The following is a 20723-nucleotide window of genomic DNA, read 5'->3' on the forward strand; positions in this document are numbered from 1 at the left end:
ATTTCGAATTAGGCTACGAATAAGACCTAGACTATGTAAAAACCAGCCCTTCGGCTTACCCAACTGAAGGAAACTGGTAAAGGAGAGCAATATGACAACTAAGCCAGAGTGCGCCCAATTATCCGGCGCGGAAATGGTAGTTCAGTCCCTAATTGAAGAAGGGGTTGAGCAGATCTTTGGTTATCCAGGCGGTTCCGTTTTGGATATCTACGATGCCCTACATGCAAAAACTGACAAGATTAAACACGTATTAGTGCGCCACGAGCAAGCAGCGACGCATATGGCCGATGGCTACACGCGTTCAACTGGTAAGCCTGGTGTCGTACTAGTATGTTCAGGTCCTGGCGCGACCAATACCGTAACGGGTATTGCCACAGCGTACATGGACTCGATTCCAATGATCGTTATTTCGGGTAACGTACCGAATAACTTGATTGGTAATGACGCATTCCAAGAGTGTGATATCGTAGGTGTATCTCGTCCAATCGTAAAACACAGCTTCTTGGTAAAGAAAGCGGAAGACATCCCAGAGATCGTAAAAAAGGCCTTTTATATTTCTACCACAGGTCGACCTGGCCCAGTTGTGATTGACCTTCCTAAAGATGTACTTAATCCACAAATTAAGCTGCCGTACCAATACCCAGAAACGATCAAAATGCGTTCGTACAACCCAACGGTAACAGGCCACAAAGGACAAATTAAGAAAGCACTTAAAGCCCTTCTTGAGGCGAAGAAGCCAGTTCTTTATGTAGGTGGTGGTGCAGTTATCTCAGAAGCTGATAAGCAGCTGCTTAAGCTTTCCGAGGCACTAAATCTACCTGTTGTGAGTACGCTGATGGGTCTAGGTGCTTTCCCTGGTACACATAAAAACTCGCTAGGCATGCTTGGTATGCACGGCTTATACGAAGCCAACATGGCTATGCATAACGCAGACCTTATCTTTGGTGTTGGTGTTCGCTTTGATGATCGTACGACCAATAACCTAGAGAAGTACTGTCCAAACGCGAAGATCATGCACATCGATATCGATCCATCATCGATCTCTAAGAACGTGAAAGTGGATCTACCGATCGTAGGCTCTGCTGAGCGAGTACTTGAGAGCATGGTGAACCTGCTTATTGAGCAGGGCGGAACCAACGATGCGGAAGCTTTGGATGCATGGTGGGCTGAAATTAAAGTATGGCAAGACCGTAAGTGTCTCGCTTACGATAAATCGCCTGAGCGTATCAAACCTCAGCAGGTTATCGAAACTCTACACAAAGTGACCAATGGCGATGCGTACGTTGCTTCTGATGTAGGTCAGCACCAAATGTTTGCCGCGCTCTACTATCCATTCAATAAACCACGCCGTTGGATCAACTCAGGTGGCCTTGGCACCATGGGCTTTGGCTTACCAGCAGGTATGGGCGTTAAGTTTGCTAAACCGGATGAAGAAGTGGTTGTTGTAACAGGCGATGGCAGTATTCAGATGAATATCCAAGAGCTATCAACAGCACTGCAATACAACATCCCGGTTAAGATCATTAACTTGAATAACCGTTTCTTAGGTATGGTAAAGCAGTGGCAAGACATTGTTTACCAAGGTCGTCACTCAAACTCATACATGGACTCTGTGCCAGACTTTGCGGCTATCGCGGAAGCGTATGGTCACGTAGGTATGCGTATCTCTTCTCCTGATGAACTTGAATCAGGTCTAGAGAAAGCTCTGGCAATGAAAGATCGCTTGGTATTCGTCGACATTAGTGTCGATGATACAGAGCACGTATACCCAATGCAGATTAAGGGCGAGGGTATGGATAACATGTGGCTAAGCAAAACGGAGAGAACATAGTATGAGACACATTATTTCGCTATTAATGGAAAACCAACCGGGTGCCTTGTCTCGAGTGGTTGGCTTGTTTTCTCAACGTGGTTACAACATCGAATCACTAAACGTGTCGCCGACAGATGACCCAACGCTTTCGCGTCTGAACGTAACGACCAACTCAGATGAGATGCAACTAGAGCAGATCCAGAAGCAGCTGCACAAGCTGATTGATGTGCTAAAAGTTCAAGAAGTGTCAGAACTTGATCATATTGAACGTGAACTGCTAATGGTTAAGGTACGCGCGAGCGGTTTTGCGCGTGCAGAGGTTAAGCGCACTGCTGATATCTTCCGTGGCCAGATCGTCGACGTAACGGCTTCTCAATACACAGTACAGATGGCGGGCACCAGTGAGAAGTTGGATGCATTTATTCAAGCGCTATCAGAAGTGACGGAAGTACTTGAGGTCGCACGCAGTGGCGTGGTTGGGATTGCTCGAGGAGAGCGCTCCCTAAAAGCTTAACAAAATGGTAAGATAGAAAGCCGCATTAAGTGCGGTTTTTTATTTTGTTCATTTGTAACAGTGATATAATTCTCGCCAAATTCCCCCTATTTTGAGCAATTAATGAGAAATAAAAAAACAATCGCTACGCTTCTCGTTATTTGCGTCACCTTCTGTGCAGCTATTGGATTGTATTACCAACAGCGATATCAAGATGTTAAAAAGCAGAGTTACCAAAGCACTGCAAAACAGGCTCTTCATCAGCTTGTGTACGCTGAACGTGATTACAATGTGTTTAAAGACCAACTGGTCTCTATGATGCGATTGCTCAGCCACAGTCAAAGCTTGATTGATTTTGCGACTTCTCCCTCTCTTGAGAATAAGAAGCTCCTGGAAGAGGTTTGGAAGTCGTTATTGGTTAACCAGAGATGGTACACCCAGATCCACCTGCTGGATATTGATGGTCAAGAGACAGTAAGAGTTGATTATGCCTCACGAACAGGTACGGTTTCTCTGCCCACAAAACTGCAAGACCAATCGAATTATAGCTACTTTCACTACGCTCAAACGTTGAAGGAAGAAGAAATTGGCGGTTGGGGGATTGAGTTGGAAACTGAACACGGTGAACTGACTTATCCTTATACGCCCATATTGAGAGTGATGACACCTGTCCAAACATCAGAGCGTCGTGTCGGTTACTTAGTAATAAATCTCGATGTATGGGGATTAGCGTCACGCTTAAATTTCGCTCCTGACTTTGATTTTCGCGCTGAAGTGGTTAACCAATATGGTTACTACATCGCCAGTCAAAACAAGAACAAACTGTTTGGCGATTCGATTCCTGAGCGTAAAGAGTTCAATCTGGCCTATATTGCCCCAAAAACATGGCAAGCCATCTCTTCCGAGCGTGTGGGGTATGTGTTCGAAGATGGAAATCTATTTGCTTTCAATACCGTAGACCTTGCTCAGCAGCAGAAGATGCACTTAGTTATCCAGCTAAGCTCAGAGCAGTTGTTAGACAGAGCTGAACGCGATCTCCATGATTTAGCACAACAGCAGCTGATCGTTTTCTTTACTGTGATGGTGTTCGCCTTCCCGTTAGCCTATCTCGTGACTCACTATCGCAGACGTAGCTTAGAAAGCAAATTGGCTCGTGCTGCATTGAGTGGCATGTCGGCGGTGATGATCTCTGATAAGCAGCATCGCACTATCATGACCAACAATGAGTTTGAGAATATGACCGGCTACAGTACGTCGCAGGTTGATGGAAAAAATGCTCTGCAGCTCTTGCTAGAGAATAGTGAACAGCTTAATACCGTGGAAAGTATATGGAAACACCTTGAAGAGAATGATCTTTGGGAAGGTGAGGTGAGTTGTAAGAGCAAGCTTCGGATCCCTTTTACTGCGATCATGAGAGTGCAAGCGGTAAAGAATAATTCAGGTAAGGTGAGTTACTACATCACGTCGCTGGTGGACATTACGGTACGCAAAGAGCTAGAAGTACGATTACGTATTCTCAGTGAGCGAGATTCACTGAGTAAGTTATGGAATCGTCGCAAGTTTGAAGAGCAGTTGGCGCAATATTCACGAATGGTGGAGCGTTTCCCTAACGAGTCTCATGTGTGCTTAGCGTTGATCGACATCGATAATTTCAAGCGCATCAATGATGAACTTGGACATGATGAGGGTGATCGTGTGATCGCTAGAGTGGCGGCGATCCTTCAGGAAAGCTTGAGAACCACAGACTTTGTCGCGCGCGTTGGTGGAGAAGAGTTTGCAATCTTAATGCCTCACACTTCGTTAGCCGAAGCGAGACGATTGTTGGATCGCTTACGTATTGAAGTTCAACTCTCTGAAGGTACGAAGGTGACAGTCAGTATCGGTTATACCGATCTTACAGCGAATAGCACCCACTCCTACAAGTGTGCGGATATAGGTCTTTACGAATCAAAGTCCTCTGGTCGTAACACTATCTCTTTCTGTTCCAGTCGAGCGGACATTGCCTAGTTTTCTCGTTGAGTTTGAGTGTCAGACAAAAAAGTAGAACTAACCTGTCTTATTTTTGAGAGATGTCCGTCACAATATCTGTACGATTAGACTAAAGTCTAATTTGTGCGCAAATTTGAACTAAACTGAACAATAAGTAAACTACCTTGCTTCGCAGAGTTGGTGTTGCACTGACTCTTTTTGAGAGGCCAGATCTCAAAAAAGGGATGACAAAGTTAACTTAATTCAACTGCTCAGTTTCATCGACTCTACCAGCAGAATTAGGTTAACAGGAGCAAGAGTTTGGGATTCATACTGTCTGGTGAAATGAGGCGTGGTATGTTTGTCGATTTTTTAGTGAGATTGACCATAGGTACACTAGTGATTCTTGGTTTTAAGCTTAGTGCACTCTATTTTTTGCCTATGGTGTTATTACTTAATACTCACCATAAAGAGTTTTTTGGGTGGTAAATAAGAAACGGAGCATTAAGCTCCGTTTTTGCGCTCTAAGGTATGTGGATTACGCAGGTTTTACGCCGCTTCAATCACTTTTTCAATACGTCTCATTGACCCTACTAAATGCTGATCAAGTCGTTCTGTTGCTTGCTCTGCGTCCTTCGCAAGTACCAATTTCATAATCATCTCATGTTCATTGATATTAAACAGCTCTTCTGAGTCTGGAACTCCGGCTAATGCTAGGAAACGGTATCGCTTCACTTGGTTGATCAAGTCACTGAAGAATTCGAACATATTTTTTGAATCCGCACCTTCTAAAAGTGCCACGTGGAATTGCTGATGGCGCTCTTCCCACTCTGCACTATCAAACTCTTCAGCGCTGTTGTTCATACGAGAAAGCTTGTGGTAGGAAGTTAGGACTTCTAGCTCCCAGCTTTCATCTCCGGTAGCGATTGCTTTTTTCAGTAGAACAGAAGAAACCACGCGCAAGCTTTCATAGAGGTCGTTAAGCTCTTTCTTTGAGACAGGGGCTACCCAGCACCCTTTTTGGGGCTGAAGTGTTACATACTTGCTCCATGATAGTTGAACAAGAGCTTCACGAATCGGTGAAGCGCCGACGTTGTATTTCTGTTTTAGATCTGCCACAACCAATTTTTGACCAGGGAGTAATTCACCATTAAGAATATCTCGGCGAATCATCTTTGATACTTTGTCGGTGAGAGTGGGGCTAGACATTGTGCGACCTCATGTAATTTGAATTCTTAGCCTGTTAATTCAAATGACCTGAGAATAGAATTAACAGTACGCAGTTCTAGATTTGATAATACAGCGTACTGATTATTGGGGCAAGACGTAATATATAAAAAAAGAGGGCCGAAGCCCTCTTTTTTATCTAACTGATGATTAAACTCTTCAGTCTTATAGAACGTGTACAGAAGCTGTATTTGTAGTGCCTGAAGCAACTAGAGCACCAGAAACCATAACTACGATGTCGCCTTTGCTACCGAACTCAGCGTTAAGAGCGTACTCTTTACCCATCTGGTAGAACGCATCTGTGCTGTCGATAGAATCAACAAGAACTGGGCGAACACCTTTAGTAAGAACAAGTTGTGCAGCTGTCTTCTTGTTTGTTGTTAGAGCGATGATGTTTGCAGTTGGGAAGTACTTACGTACAGAACGTGCAGACTTACCACCTTCAGTAGCAACGATGATTAGTGGAGCCGCTAGCTTCTCAGCTGTGTCTACCGCGCCTTTACATACTGCTTCAGTGATGCGTAGACGTGGGCTGTCTAGACGAGAACCTAGTTCAGCTTTAAGAGCGCTGTCAGTGCGATTCGCGATTTGAGCCATGATAGTTACCGCTTCAACTGGGTACTTACCTTTCGCCGTTTCACCAGAAAGCATTACAGCATCAGTACCGTCCATGATTGCGTTCGCAACGTCACCCGCTTCTGCACGAGTTGGACGTGGGTTGTTGATCATAGAATCAAGCATTTGAGTTGCAGTGATAACCATCTTACGTGCACGGTTACACTTCTCGATCATCATCTTCTGAGCGAAGATTACTTCTTCAGCTGGGATTTCAACACCTAGGTCACCACGAGCAACCATGATACCGTCAGAAAGCTCTAGGATTTCGTCGAAGTTATCAACACCTTCTTGGTTCTCAATTTTAGAGATGATGTGGATGTCGCTACCGCCGTTCGCGTCTAGGATCTCACGGATCTCTTTAACGTCAGATGCTTTACGGATGAAAGAAGCAGCTACGAAGTCAACGCCTTGCTCACAACCAAACTTAAGGTCGTTCTTATCTTTTTCAGATAGAGCTGGAAGTTGAACAGAAACGCCAGGAAGGTTAACACCTTTGTTTTCGCCTAGTGCACCGTTGTTAAGAACTTTACACTTAACTTCAGTTTCAGTAGTAGAGATAACTTCCATTTCGATTAGGCCGTCATCTACAAGGATTGTGTTACCAACGTTTAGGTCAGCTGCGAAACCTGCGTAAGTTACTGCTACAGTCTCTTTGTTACCTACAACTGAAGTGTCAGTTGTGAAAGTGAATTCTTGACCAGCTACTAGATCTACGTCGTTGCCGCCTTCTAGCTTGATAGTACGGATCTCTGGGCCTTTAGTATCAAGAAGGATAGCCAGTTGCTTACCTACTTTGTCCATTACTTCGCGGAAGTTCGCAATACGAGTGCCATGCTCTTCGTAGTCACCGTGAGAGAAGTTAAGACGCATAACGTTCATGCCTGCGTTTACTAGTTCAGTTAGCTTCTCTACAGATTCAGTTTTAGGGCCAATCGTACATACGATTTTGGTCTTTTTCATGGAAGGTACTCTCCGGTAAGTTTTGTTACAAATTGAAATTTATCTGTTTTCTGAAGCGGCCTACCCATTTCGTCAGCATTTTGTGCCTGCTGCGATAATAGAGGGACTTATCAATTGCCCTTCAGAGTTGTAAGTCTTTCATCAATTTTAGTCATTTTATGACCAAATGATTTTGATTCAACATCGGTTTTCTGTGACTTGCCCCAATATATCAGGTGAAAGTTGCAGAAAAATAACGGTCATTTTTGTAATTTTTTTTCTTTTCGGGTGCGGATTCTACCACCGAATGAATTCAATATCACTGCTTAACAATTGTCTTAGGACAAGGTTTTAGCGCTATTTATTAATTTTTTGGATCGAAATAAATGGACTAAATGCTTTCGTTGTAACTATAATATCTTTCATATCGAAACTTATGGTTCATTTTTAAATGTCGAAACGAAATACTCAGCTCAGAAGGCACGCAATTTCTAATCTAGTTAACGAGAAAGGCGAGGTTAGTGTTGATGAATTGTCCGCTAAGTTTGAAACCTCGGAAGTCACAATTAGAAAGGATTTGGCCTCTTTAGAGAAAAATGGTCAGCTTTTGCGCCGATATGGCGGTGCTGTTTCATTGCCGAAAGAAGTTGTGAACGATGAGATAGGTAAAAAAGTTTCGACTCGAAAGATTTCACTGGCAAAAGCCGCGGCTGACCTAATTCGCGACCATAACCGCATTGTGATCGACAGTGGCAGTACTACCGGTGCTCTGATCGAACAGCTAAACAGTAAGCGTGGCTTGGTGGTGATGACCAACTCGTTGCATGTCGCTAACGCGCTAAATGAACTTGAAAGCGAACCGACTCTGCTAATGACAGGTGGAACCTGGGATACACATTCAGATTCGTTTCAAGGTCAGGTTGCTGAATCAGTACTGCGCGCTTATGACTTTGACCAACTGTTTATCGGTGCAGATGGCATCGACCTTGAAAGAGGCACAACAACATTTAATGAGCTTGTTGGACTGAGTAAGGTCATGGCTGAAGTATCTCGCGAAGTTGTGGTGATGGTTGAATCAGAGAAAGTCGGTCGCAAAATCCCCAATCTTGAGCTGTCTTGGGAGCACATCAATGTCTTGATCACTGATACTGAACTGGCGGAAGAAGCTAAGCAGAGTATCGAGTCTCAAGGTGTACGTGTGATTCTTACCGAGCCAGTATAGAAACCAAATTTTAATTATATGCATTTAACTTCCTATAATAGATCTCTATGAGACATGGCCTTTGCTTGCTGCCAGATAGGAATAACCAAAAATTGATGGAGTAACATTATGTGTGGAATTGTTGGTGCAGTAGCACAACGTGACGTAGCAGAAATCCTAGTAGAGGGCCTACGCCGTCTTGAGTACCGTGGTTATGACTCTGCAGGTGTCGCGGTTGTGGATAGCGAATCCAACCTGACTCGTGTACGTCGCCTAGGTAAAGTACAAGAGTTGGCTGACGCGGTTGAAGCACAACAGGTAATCGGTGGTACAGGTATCGCTCATACACGTTGGGCAACGCACGGTGAGCCTTCTGAAGCGAACGCGCACCCACACATGTCTGGTGATATTGCAGTTGTTCACAACGGCATCATCGAAAACCATGAAGAGCTACGCACGCTTCTTCAAGGTCGTGGTTATGAGTTCACGTCTCAAACAGATACAGAAGTTATTGCTCACCTAGTTGAGTGGGAACTGCGCACGTCTGAGACGCTAGTTGAAGCTCTACAAAAAACAGCGAAGCAACTTGATGGTGCGTACGGCACAGTAGCGGTTGATCGTAAAGATCCTTCACGCATTGTTGTTGCTCGTTCTGGTAGCCCAATCGTAATCGGCTTTGGTGTTGGCGAAAACTTCCTAGCATCTGACCAACTAGCACTACTTAGCGTGACACGTCGCTTTATGTACCTAGAAGAGGGCGATGTTGCTGAAGTGACTCGTCGTGAAGTTAATGTATTTGATGCAAGCGGTGAGCCTGTTGAGCGTGAAATCGTTGAATCTAACGCAGAGCACGATGCGGGTGACAAAGGTAAATACCGTCACTTCATGCAGAAAGAGATCTTTGAGCAGCCAACTGCACTGATCAACACAATGGAAGGTCGTATTTCAGATACGGCTGTGATCACTAATGCAATCGGTGTTAAAGCGGAAGAGATCCTAAGCAAAGTAGAGCACGTTCAGATCATTGCATGTGGTACTTCTTACAACTCAGGTATGGCAGCGCGTTACTGGTTTGAGTCTCTAGCGGGCGTAAGCTGTGACGTAGAGATCGCTTCTGAGTTCCGTTACCGTGACTTCGTTGTTCGTCCAAACAGCCTGCTTGTGACGCTTTCTCAATCTGGTGAGACGGCAGACACACTAGCAGCACTTCGTCTTGCTAAAGAGAAAGGCTACATGTCCGCTATGACTATCTGTAACGTTGCGGGCTCTTCACTGGTTCGTGAATCTGACTTTGCATTCATGACTCGCGCAGGGACAGAGATCGGTGTAGCTTCAACAAAAGCATTTACTACACAACTTGCAGCGATGCTGATGATGGTAACGTCAATTGGTCGTCTACAAGGCCGTATCGATGAAGCGAAAGAGACTGAAATCGTTCAAGCACTTCACCAACTGCCTACAGACATCGAGAAAGCACTGGCGTTTGATAAAGAGATCGAAGCGCTAGCAACTGACTTTGCTGATAAGCACCACACACTATTCCTAGGTCGTGGCGAGTACTACCCAATCGCGATGGAAGCGTCTCTGAAACTGAAAGAGATCTCTTACATCCACGCTGAAGCATACGCTGCAGGTGAGCTTAAGCACGGCCCTCTGGCTCTGATTGATGCAGACATGCCTGTAGTGGTTATTGCACCAAGCAACGACCTGCTAGAGAAGCTGAAGTCGAACGTAGAAGAAGTACGTGCACGTGGCGGCCTGCTGTATGTATTCGCGGATGAAGCAGCTGGCTTTGAAAGCGATGAGAATATGAAGATCATAAAGATGCCTCACGTAAGTGAAGTAACAGCGCCTATCTACTACACGGTTCCAATGCAGCTACTGTCTTACCACGTAGCGCTAATCAAAGGTACGGACGTTGACCAACCTCGTAACCTAGCGAAAGCGGTAACGGTAGAGTAAGTTAACTTACATCAATAAATAGACCAAAGCCCATCACGATGATGGGCTTTTTGTTTTTCGGTATTGAGCTATTGTTATTTGTGGTTGAGGTAGGCCTTGGTTGAGATGTTGGTCCACGCTCGGACTTTCTTTGCGTAATCCGCTTGAGAGTCGATGATTTTCTTCGCCAAAGGATCTTTTGCGGCTTGCTCAGCAAGTAGCTCGTCTGTAGCTGCGCGCATCGTTTGTAGTACTTCTGGCGGGAAGTCACGGACTTTAATGTCTGGGTACTCAGACTGCATCGTTGCCCAGCTATTAGCATTCGCATCAAGTGCTTGGGTATACATATCGAAAGCCGCCACTCGGAAAGACGTTTCTAAAATGAGCTGAAGGTCTTTGGGTAGCTTATCCCAAGTCTTTTTGTTTACTAAGAATTGAGTCTCTGATCCCGGCTCATGCCAAGCGGTGTAGTAGTAAGGTGCAATCTTTTGAAAGCCCATACGCAGGTCAAAGGCAGGGCCAACCCATTCGAGCGCATCAATCGTGCCACGTTCTAGAGAAGTGTAGAGCTCACCCGGTGCAATATTGGTTGGCTTCGCACCAACCTTAGCGAACACTTCGCCAGCAAAGCCTGGGATGCGCATCTTCAAGCCTTTGAGGTCCTCGATTGAGTTGATTTCTTTCTTAAACCAGCCACCCATTTGAATATCGGAGTTGCCACCTGGGAACGACAGTAGGTTATGTGGCGCGTACACCTCTTGCATTAGCTCCATACCACCGCCTTGGTAAAACCATGCGTACTGCTCGGTGGTCATCATGCCAAATGGCATTGAGGAGAAGTAGAGCGTATTTGGCACCTTACCTTTCCAGTAGTAAGAGCTTGAGTGTCCTAAATCGTATTGTCCCGACTTCACCATATCGAACACGCCAAGCGGTGCTTTGTGCTTATTGGCTGAGTCGATGCGGATCTGCAGGCGACCGTTAGACATTTCATTGGCTAACTTAGCCATGTTTTTGCTGGCATCACCTAGGATTGGGGTATTCGGCCCCCAAGTTTCAGCAAGCTTTAAGCGATACACTTTTTCCGCGGCCTGTGCGGAGAGTGAAACTGTTGCGAGCAGCGCCACTGAGGCTGCTTTGATTAGGGGGAGGATTTTGTTTCGAGTCGTCATGAGGTTCCCATTATCGGCTGTCATTATTATAGGTTTGACTTAGATTCCCGAGTTCTTTCGACAAGGTCAATTAAGCTGATGTGGTGAGGCGCGAGCGATGACAGCCGTTTCGTTCAAGTTTAGGTTGAGTATTAAGATGTTTGGGGGAGGTATGTCTCTCTTATGCAGAAAGATATCCTGATAGAAGGTAGGAAGTAGGGAAGATATCGTTATTGCTTAATTGATATACCAATCACAGAACGATAGCCTCAACAAATAAGCCAGCACGTGACATGTTGGCTTATGGTGTTGTTTGCTATCAGAACATAATGTCGTTTGTTATAGAAACATAGCGTTAAGCGTTCAATGCTTGTTCTAGGTCGGCAAGAATATCGTCGATATGTTCGATACCAACAGAGAGACGAATCATTTCTGGAGACACACCTGCTTGCTTCTGTTCTTGCTCACTTAACTGACGGTGAGTCGTTGACGCTGGGTGACAGGCTAGTGACTTAGCATCACCAATATTAACCAAGCGTTTGAAGATCTGCAGTGCGTCATAGAAGCGAACTCCGGCTTCATAACCATCCTTGAGGCCAAAAGACAAGATAGCGGAAGGTTTACCTTGCATGTATTTCTCAGCCAGTGGGTAGAACTCAGAGTCTGGCAAACCAGCATAGCTCACCCAGCTCACTTTGTCGTGCTGCTTGAGATACTCAGCAACCTTGAGGGCGTTCTCAGTGTGACGTTCCATACGCAGTGACAAGGTCTCTAAGCCTTGCATCAGTATAAAGGCGTTCATTGGTGAAAGTGCTGAGCCTGTATTGCGCAGCGGTACTGTACGCGCTCGGCCGATAAAGGCTGCTTCACCAAAAGCTTCGGTGTACACCACGCCGTGGTAAGAGGGCTCGGGTTGGTTGAATACTGGGAAGCGATCTTTATGCTCGGCCCATGGGAATTTTCCTGAGTCGACAATGACGCCACCTAGAGTAGTACCGTGGCCGCCAACGTATTTCGTTAATGAATGCACAACAATGTCCGCGCCAAAATCGATAGGCTTGCATAGAACTGGAGTCGCGACTGTGTTATCGACAATGACTGGCACACCCTGAGCGTGGGCAAGTTCGGCGACACGCTCAAGGTCGATGATATTACCGGCTGGGTTACCAATACTTTCACAGTAAACCGCTTTGGTGTTCTCATCGATGAGTTCAGCCAAGCTTTCTGGTTTATCGTCCTTAGCAAAGCGCACTTCAATGCCTTGGTTTGGCAGCATGTGTGCAAACAGAGTGTATGTACCACCGTATAGTTGAGGCGTGGACACAATGTTATCCCCAATTTGCGCCAAGGTCTGAATCGCATAGTTGATTGCAGCACTACCAGCACTCACCACTAAGCCTGCAATACCACCCTCAAGCGCTGCCATTCGTTTTTCCAACACATCATTGGTTGGGTTCATGATACGGGTGTAGATGTTGCCTGGAACTTCTAGGTTAAAGAGATCAGCGCCATGTTGAGCATCATCGAACTCGTAAGCCACCGTTTGATAGATAGGTGTGGCGACAGATTTGGTTGTCGGGTCAGTTTCGTAACCAAAGTGAATCGAGAGTGTTTCGTCTTTCATGTGTCTTCCCTGAGCAGTTGATGAAGTTGTGACCTTTCATAGTGCCGCCTTTTAAAACAAAAAAACGCAAATCAAGTCACAGGTAAGTGATTGAATACACCGTGCTGTGAAGAAGTATTGAGGAAACCGACTTAAAGATGTGGCAAATAGGGCGAGTAGAATTGGGAAAAGGGCTGAAAATTATTCAGGCCAGAAAAGCAAAAAGCCAGAGCAGTATAAACTGTTCTGGCTTTGATAAATTGGGTGGTTTCTTGGGACCGAGCGATTATAACAGTGAGACTTAACTAATCAGTACAATAGTTTAACTTTGAAACTAAGCTAAGTTACTGTGTTAAAACCGTTCGCTCCACCTTGGTTTTTTTCGACCAATATCCGGCAAGTATCGAACCGCTGATATTGTGCCACACAGAGAAAATGGTACCTGCAATAGCAGCAGTAGGTGCAAAAAATTTCATTGCAAGTGCAGTTGCAAGGCCAGAATTTTGAAGACCGACTTCGAAAGCAATCGTTCTGCATACACTCTCTTCAAAACCTAACTTCTTAGGTAAGAAATACCCCAGAAATAATCCAATTGAATTGTGTATTACTACCGCTAATGCAACAACCGGTCCAACTTCAACTAGCTTCCCTGCATTTAGAGCAACAACAATCGCAATAATTAAAACGATTGCAATCATAGAGATAAGCGGTAAAACATCGGAGATTTTATCGAGAGCTGAATTAAAGAGACTGTTTAATACTATGCCAATAATAACTGGTATTAATACAATCTTGATTAGGCTAGTAATCATACCCATAACAGGAATATCAACGGCTTTACCTGCTAATAATTCAACTAGAAGCGGAGTAATCAGCACGCCAAGTAAGGTACTGATTGCTGTCATTGTTATAGAAAGAGCGACATCTCCTTTTGATAGGAAGCACATAACATTGCTACTTGTGCCGCCAGCAACACAGCCAACAAGAACTAATCCGACCGTAAGGTCTGCATCAAAATTAAGTGAGATGGCAATCAATAAAGCTACTAGTGGCATAATGGTGAATTGAAGCACAACACCGACTGCTACAGCTGAAAATCTATTTAATACATTAGCAAAATCAGAAAGCTTCAGAGTTAACCCCATAGCGAGCATTATTAAGGTTAATAGTGGAACAATAGATGTTTTTAAACCAATGAATAAATCTGGTTTAAAAAAAGCTGCCGTAGAAAACAAAACAGCCCATATGGGAAAAAGGTTAGTGATTACTCTGAGCATAACAAATCCATTTGCATAAAATTTCATAAAAAAAGCATCATAATCCACCTTATCTGTATTTATCAACACTAGAACCACTCCTAGCGTTGAGATTATCGACTTCAGTATCCAATGATTAACTGTTGCTTCTCACTCTGTGGTTCACTCTAGAGCGTCACTAACCTAAATCACTTAAGAGATATCAGACCGATTACCACTGAGGGTGAGCGGTCATCATTGTTTAGTTGCCATCAGGTTCTAATATGGTATTGAGCGGTATTACCTAGTGCAGAATCGTGTTGTACAGATGAGAGAGCCTACTGATGGTTGATATTAGCCTGAGATATATTTACGGGTTCTGTGGTGATTAGGTCGAGTTTTTAGTGGTGCTAATGGAATGGTGCTTACAGGAAGTAATCGAAGACCGGATATGGAAAGGACTAGAAAAAGATAAAGGCCCATGAATTTCTTCATGAGCCTTATCGGAATTTGGTGGCCCCTCCCAGATTTGAACTGGGGACCGAACGATTATGAGTCGTGCGCTCTAACCACTGAGCTAAGGGGCCGTAGGGCAATGATTATAGGGGATGCAATCAGTGGTGTCTAGCCACTAAAGGGGGCAATTGCGCTTAGTTCTTAGCCACTTAAATCATATAGATACAAAAAAGGTGAGCTACAGCTCACCTTTCTTCTTATATGCTTAAAAGCTAGCCAAATCTCGTGAGAGGTTACTCGTCTAGGAAACTACGTAGAGTTTCAGAGCGGCTTGGGTGACGCAGCTTACGTAGCGCTTTTGCTTCGATCTGACGGATACGTTCACGAGTTACGTCGAACTGCTTACCAACTTCTTCAAGAGTGTGGTCTGTGTTCATATCGATACCGAAGCGCATACGTAGTACTTTTGCTTCACGCGGCGTTAGGCCAGCTAGAACGTCTTTAGTTGCACCGCGTAGGCTAGTTGCCGTTGCAGAGTCTAGAGGTAGTTCTAGAGTCGTATCCTCGATGAAATCACCTAGATGCGAATCTTCGTCGTCACCGATTGGTGTCTCCATTGAGATAGGCTCTTTAGCGATCTTCAGTACTTTACGGATCTTGTCTTCTGGCATTTGCATGCGCTCAGCCAACTCTTCCGGTAGTGGTTCACGACCCATCTCTTGCAGCATTTGACGAGAGATACGGTTTAGTTTGTTGATCGTTTCGATCATGTGAACCGGAATACGGATAGTACGAGCTTGGTCGGCAATCGAACGAGTGATTGCTTGACGGATCCACCATGTAGCGTAAGTCGAGAACTTGTAACCACGACGGTATTCAAACTTGTCAACCGCTTTCATCAGACCGATGTTACCTTCTTGGATTAGATCCAGGAACTGTAGACCACGGTTGGTGTACTTCTTAGCAATCGAGATTACTAGACGTAAGTTCGCTTCAACCATCTCTTTCTTCGCACGGCGAGCTTTTGCTTCACCGATAGACATACGACGGCTGATGTCTTTAATGCTTTGTACGGTTAGTGATGTCTCTTTCTCGATCATATCCAGTTTCTGGATAGAGCGGCGGATTTCACTTTCGTTACGTTTGATCTTCTCTGCATATGGCTTGTCTGAAGCAAGTACTTCATCTAGCCATGCTTCGCTAGATTCGTTGCCTGTGAATAGGGCAATGAAAGATTTCTTCGGCATTTTGCCGTACTCAACCGTTTGGCGCATGATTAGGCGCTCTTGAGTACGTACACGATCCATTGAAGTGCGAAGTTCATTAACTAGGTAATCGAACTGTTTTGGCGTTAGACGGAACTCTTTGAACACGTCTTGCATCATCGTTGTTGCAAGAACAGCTTTCGGGCTCTCTGCACCGTATTCGTTGATCGCTAGTTGACGATTTTGGAAGCTTGTGCGAAGCGCAGTGAACTTCTCAAGAGCAAGTTCAGGGTCGATACCTGTATCTTCTTCTTCCTCTTCAGCGTCATCTTCGTCATCTACGTCTTCAGCATCTTCATCGTCAAGATCAGATTCTGCCAGCTCAGAACCGATATGCGTTGCTGTTGGTGCTGCAGTACCATCGTCATCTGGGTCAACGAAGCCGCTGATCAGATCGGTAAGGCGCAGCTCTTCAGCTTGAACTTTGTCAAACTGCTCCAAGATGTATGGAATAGTGCCAGGGTATTCAGCAACAGAGAGCTGAACTTGGTTGATACCATCTTCGATACGCTTAGCAATATCGATCTCGCCTTCACGAGTCAATAGCTCAACAGTACCCATCTCACGCATGTACATACGTACTGGGTCCGTTGTACGGCCAATCTCGTTTTCTACGCTAGAAAGCGCTGCTGCTGCCGCTTCGGCTGCATCTTCATCTGTGATGGTATCGTCATCATTTAGGGCTAGATCATCGGCATCAGGTGCGGTTTCTACAACCTTGATACCCATGTCGTTAATCATCTGAATGATGTCTTCTACCTGTTCAGAATCAACAATTTCTGCAGGTAGGTGGTCGTTTACTTCGGCGTAGGTCAGATAGCCTTGTTCCTTGCCTTTAATAACAAGTAATTTTAGCTGTGACTGCGGATTTTGATCCATAGATGATATCCAACTTCAGGTCTGGTGAAGGAAGTTGCATTTTAAAATGCAAACCATAAATGTTAACAAATTTTATCAATGCTGACTAATCAATCAGGGTTACGCTTTTAAATCTAGCATTAAGGCTAGCAGCTCCCTTTTTTCTTCGGCTGATAAACCGACACTTCTTGCTTTGGCCTGCAGGTTTTCAATTTGCTTTTCTACGCACTGGGCAAGAATATTGTCCAATGAGTCTAAGAATATATCTTCTTGATTGTCATCATCGAGGGGGATTTCCCAGCTCGCGAGACGAGACAGAAGTGCCTCATGTTTACTATGTCGCCAGTGCTCTAACAACTGGCCGGTGTTGATATGGGGGTTAGCATGGCATTTATCAAGTACCTCTACGAATAAACTTAAACCAGGTAATGGTAAGTCTCGTACACTTGATAAATCCGGTACCATATCAGCATAGCTCGGATTTTGTAGAAGCAAAGCGATCACTTCTCGCATAGGGGTGCGTTTAAGCTCTTTATGCGGTTGCGGGCTAGAGCTCTTTTTATGAACTCTAGCTCGTCTTAGCTGATTATCAAACCCCGTGCGTTCATCCAGTAACTTTTCAAGCAGTTCTTGGAAGTAGCTATCAGGAATTTTATTGATAAGTGCACTGGCATGGGCTCGTAACGCCGATTTACCTTCGGTTGTTCCAAGGTTTAATTGATGGATTTCAATTAGGTTGTCGAACAAGTAAGTCGAAAGTGGCGTCGCGTTTTGAACCAGTTGTTCAAAGGCTTCTTTGCCGTGCTGTCGAATATAACTGTCTGGGTCTTCGCCATCTGGCAAGAACAGAAACTTCAGGGTATTACCCGTCTTTAAATATTCAAGCGCATTTTCCAGCGCGCGCCAAGCGGCTTCTTTACCCGCTCGGTCACCATCATAACAACACACAACCGTGTGGGTTTGACGGAACAACATCTGGATATGATCACCAGTTGTCGACGTGCCCAGCGAGGCGACGGAATAATCTACGCCATATTGCGCTAGCGCGACAACATCCATGTAACCTTCAACCACCAAGACTTGAGGTGGCTCACGGTAAGCCTGTAAGACTTCGTAAAGACCATATAGCTCTTTGCCTTTATGGAAGATCGGAGTCTCAGGGGAGTTGAGGTACTTTGGTGTTCCATCTTCAAGAACACGGCCACCAAAACCAATCACTCGACCACGACGATCGCGAATCGGGAACATGATGCGTCCACGAAAACGGTCGTATCGGTTACCCTTGTCGTTTTCGATTAACATGCCGCCCGTGACCAGCATGTCCTGCGCTTCTTTTTGTTGACCGAAATTCTTACGAACTAAATCCCACTCATCGGCAACGTAACCAATCCCAAACTTCTGTACGATTTCACCTGAAAGCCCTCTATTCTTAAGGTACTCAATCGCAGGCTTACTCGAAGATAGCTTGAGTTGTGAGCGATAAAATTGACTGATACCACTCATTAAGTCATAGAGATTACGCTTTTGCTCTGTGTTGGCGCGCGGCTGAGTTGAAATGGCACCGCTGCGCTGCTCGCGAGGGACCTCTAGGCCAAGAAAGCTCGCAAGCTCTTCAATAGCTTCAACAAACTCAAGGCGCTCGAACTCCATGATGAAGTCGATGGCGTTGCCGTGCACGCCGCAACCAAAACAGTGATAGAACTGCTTTTCTTGGCTTACGCTAAAAGAGGGCGTTTTTTCGTTGTGAAATGGACAACAAGCACTGTAGTTTTTGCCTTTTTTCTTAAGTTTTACGCGTGCGTCAATGATGTCGACGATATCGAGACGCGCGAGGAGGTCATCAATGAAACTACGTGGGATAATTCCAGCCATAAAACCTTAGAAAAATGCACTAACTGAGAGTGATGATAATATAGTTTGAATAGGTAACAGATACAAACAAGCCGTGCGTTCCATAGGATTGCACGGCTTGTTGCAATTTGATTTGGGATTAAGCGAGTTTAGAGCGAACTAAACCACTAACTTTACCCATATCTGCACGCCCTTGAATTTGTGGTTTCAAGATAGCCATTACTTTACCCATGTCTTGCATGCCCGCAGGTTGAGCTTCTGCAATTGCGCTATCTAGTAGTGCAATGACTTCTTCTTCAGTAAGCGGTTGAGGCATAAAGCCTTCAAGTACAGCAATTTCTGCTTGTTCCACGTCAGCAAGATCTTGACGACCAGCCGATTCATATTGAGCAACAGAATCGCGACGCTGTTTAACCATCTTAACTAGAACAGCAAGGATGTCGTCGTCGCTCAGAGTAATCTGCTCGTCGACTTCACGTTGCTTAATAGCTGAAAGAGCTAAACGGATAGTGCCAAGGCGCGGTTTGTCCTTGGCTTTCATCGCTAATTTTTGCTCTTCTTTGAGTTGTTCAATAAGAGCCATAACTCAGTCCTTATGGATTAAGTTATTAGTACAGGCGAACGCGACGTGCGTTTTCGCGAGCTAGCTTCTTAGCGTGACGCTTTTGAGCTGCTGCTTTAGCGCGTTTGCGAACTGTAGTTGGTTTTTCATAGTGCTCACGACGACGCACTTCAGAAAGGATACCTGCTTTTTCGCAAGAGCGCTTGAAACGACGTAGTGCAACGTCGAACGGTTCGTTTTCACGTACTTTAACTACTGGCATATGCCTTTCACCTCAGGGGTTATTCGTTAACGCTGGTAACTTAGTGAGCTGAACTTAAATATTCAGTCTTAACCAGCTTGATCAAAAATGGTGCGGAATTTTAATCCGATCACAGTGGCTTTGTAAAGCACTTTGTCGATTATAGTCTGTACAATATTTGTTTGCTGAGCTCAGGCAGGGTAATATTGCGCTAATTTCCCATTAAAGATGAAAGCGTGCCGAGAAAATTATGCGCATTATTGGTATTGAAACCTCTTGTGATGAAACAGGAATCGCAATTTATGATGATGAGCAAGGTCTGCTTTCTCATCAACTCTACAGCCAGGTAAAACTGCACGCCGATTACGGTGGTGTTGTTCCTGAGCTTGCATCACGTGATCACGTGAAGAAAACCATTCCACTGATCAAAGCGGCTCTTAAAGAAGCAAACTTAACCTCTAAAGACATTGATGGTGTTGCTTACACAGCAGGCCCTGGTTTGGTAGGTGCTCTTCTTGTTGGTGCGACGATTGGTCGCAGTATTGCTTACGCTTGGGGCGTTCCAGCCGTGCCAGTACACCATATGGAAGGCCATCTACTTGCTCCCATGCTAGAAGATAACCCACCACCGTTCCCGTTTGTGGCACTGCTGGTATCGGGTGGTCATACCATGATGGTTGAAGTAAAAGGCATTGGTGAATATCGTATTCTGGGTGAGTCAATTGATGACGCAGCTGGTGAAGCCTTCGACAAAACCGCGAAGTTGATGGGTTTAGATTACCCAGGTGGTCCACTGCTTTCTCGCTTGGCAGAAAAGGGCACGCCGGGTCGCTTTAAGTTCCCGCGCCCAATGACGGATCGTCCTGGTCTAGATATGAGCTTCTCAGGTCTAAAAACCTTTGCAGCTAATACCATTCGTGACAATGACGATAGCGAACAGACTCGCGCAGACATCGCATACGCGTTCCAAGAGGCGGTTTGTGGCACCTTGGTAATCAAGTGTAAGCGTGCCTTGGCGGAGACTGGCATGAAACGTATAGTTATTGCTGGTGGTGTGAGTGCAAACAAGCAGTTACGAGCAGAACTTGAAGCGCTAGCGAAGAAGATTGGCGGTGAGGTTTACTACCCGCGCACTGAGTTTTGTACTGACAATGGTGCAATGATCGCTTATGCAGGTATGCAGCGTCTTAAGAACGGTGAGGTGGCTGATCTTTCAGTTCAAGCGACACCACGCTGGCCTATCGATCAGCTTGAGCCTATTGCTGAGTAATCGAATCTGAATGAATGGACGGCCGCTGAAG

Annotated in this window: 15 protein-coding genes and 1 tRNA gene; 6 read left to right on the forward strand and 10 right to left on the reverse strand. The window is 45.2% G+C overall.

All coding sequences use genetic code 11. The annotated features are described in order from the left end of the window. The first annotated feature begins 91 nt into the window (after positions 1-91). From vsple_RS01980 to vsple_RS01990, 3 genes are all read left to right on the forward strand, one after another. Entirely contained in the window at positions 92-1831 is a 1740-nt protein-coding gene (locus vsple_RS01980; protein WP_255231514.1) for an acetolactate synthase 3 large subunit, read from the forward strand. 1 nt (position 1832) lies between these two features. Further along, on the forward strand, positions 1833-2327 hold the full coding sequence (gene ilvN / locus vsple_RS01985; RefSeq protein WP_032553060.1) for an acetolactate synthase small subunit: 495 nt from the start codon (positions 1833-1835) through the stop codon (positions 2325-2327). Positions 2328-2429: 102 nt separating this feature from the next. Next, positions 2430-4313 carry a sensor domain-containing diguanylate cyclase gene (locus vsple_RS01990; protein WP_261882537.1) on the forward strand — a complete coding sequence of 628 codons (1884 nt, stop codon included), beginning with the start codon at positions 2430-2432 and terminating at the stop codon, positions 4311-4313. A gap of 510 nt (positions 4314-4823) precedes the next feature. Here vsple_RS01990 and vsple_RS01995 read toward each other — a convergent pair. Further along, positions 4824-5447: a GntR family transcriptional regulator gene (locus vsple_RS01995; RefSeq protein WP_261883106.1), complete on the reverse strand. Its 624-nt coding sequence runs from the start codon at positions 5445-5447 to the stop codon at positions 4824-4826. A gap of 219 nt (positions 5448-5666) precedes the next feature. After that, positions 5667-7079 carry a pyruvate kinase PykF gene (pykF, locus tag vsple_RS02000; RefSeq protein ID WP_032553063.1) on the reverse strand — a complete coding sequence of 471 codons (1413 nt, stop codon included), beginning with the start codon at positions 7077-7079 and terminating at the stop codon, positions 5667-5669. A 430-nt stretch (positions 7080-7509) separates the two neighbouring features. Between pykF and vsple_RS02005 the strand changes: the two genes are divergently transcribed. Then, complete coding sequence (locus vsple_RS02005) at positions 7510-8280, forward strand: DeoR/GlpR family DNA-binding transcription regulator (protein WP_255231511.1); 771 nt, start codon at positions 7510-7512, stop codon at positions 8278-8280. Positions 8281-8388: 108 nt separating this feature from the next. Continuing rightward, positions 8389-10221, forward strand: a complete 1833-nt coding sequence (gene glmS / locus vsple_RS02010; protein WP_032553065.1) for a glutamine--fructose-6-phosphate transaminase (isomerizing) — start codon at positions 8389-8391, stop codon at positions 10219-10221. A 74-nt stretch (positions 10222-10295) separates the two neighbouring features. Here the strand turns inward: glmS and vsple_RS02015 are convergent, their stop codons facing one another. The 8 genes from vsple_RS02015 to rpsU all read right to left on the reverse strand — a co-directional run bounded on the left by vsple_RS02015 (position 10296) and on the right by rpsU (position 19443). After that, positions 10296-11372, reverse strand: coding sequence for a TRAP transporter substrate-binding protein (locus tag vsple_RS02015; RefSeq protein ID WP_255231510.1), 1077 nt, complete (start codon positions 11370-11372; stop codon positions 10296-10298). Between the two features lie 334 nt (positions 11373-11706). Further along, on the reverse strand, positions 11707-12975 hold the full coding sequence (locus vsple_RS02020; RefSeq protein WP_261882538.1) for an O-acetylhomoserine aminocarboxypropyltransferase/cysteine synthase family protein: 1269 nt from the start codon (positions 12973-12975) through the stop codon (positions 11707-11709). Between the two features lie 323 nt (positions 12976-13298). After that, the gene (locus tag vsple_RS02025; protein ID WP_261883107.1) at positions 13299-14231 is read right to left on the reverse strand and encodes a bile acid:sodium symporter family protein; all 933 of its coding nucleotides are present in this window, start codon (positions 14229-14231) and stop codon (positions 13299-13301) included. Between the two features lie 469 nt (positions 14232-14700). Then, positions 14701-14776, reverse strand: a tRNA-Ile gene (locus tag vsple_RS02030). A 162-nt stretch (positions 14777-14938) separates the two neighbouring features. Beyond that, complete coding sequence (rpoD, locus tag vsple_RS02035) at positions 14939-16789, reverse strand: RNA polymerase sigma factor RpoD (protein ID WP_261882539.1); 1851 nt, start codon at positions 16787-16789, stop codon at positions 14939-14941. Positions 16790-16888: 99 nt separating this feature from the next. Then, positions 16889-18640, reverse strand: coding sequence for a DNA primase (dnaG, locus tag vsple_RS02040; RefSeq protein WP_261882540.1), 1752 nt, complete (start codon positions 18638-18640; stop codon positions 16889-16891). Between the two features lie 118 nt (positions 18641-18758). Continuing rightward, positions 18759-19202, reverse strand: a complete 444-nt coding sequence (locus tag vsple_RS02045; RefSeq protein ID WP_152468123.1) for a GatB/YqeY domain-containing protein — start codon at positions 19200-19202, stop codon at positions 18759-18761. Positions 19203-19227: 25 nt separating this feature from the next. Continuing rightward, positions 19228-19443, reverse strand: coding sequence for a 30S ribosomal protein S21 (gene rpsU / locus vsple_RS02050; RefSeq protein WP_001145625.1), 216 nt, complete (start codon positions 19441-19443; stop codon positions 19228-19230). A 229-nt stretch (positions 19444-19672) separates the two neighbouring features. Here rpsU and tsaD point away from each other — a divergent pair, with 229 nt between their 5' ends. Next, positions 19673-20692 (forward strand): tRNA (adenosine(37)-N6)-threonylcarbamoyltransferase complex transferase subunit TsaD, encoded by a 1020-nt coding sequence (gene tsaD, locus vsple_RS02055; RefSeq protein ID WP_032553071.1) that lies wholly within the window; start codon positions 19673-19675, stop codon positions 20690-20692. The last annotated feature ends 31 nt before the right edge of the window (positions 20693-20723 follow it).

The organism is Vibrio pelagius (assembly GCF_024347575.1).
Lineage (GTDB): Bacteria > Pseudomonadota > Gammaproteobacteria > Enterobacterales > Vibrionaceae > Vibrio > Vibrio pelagius.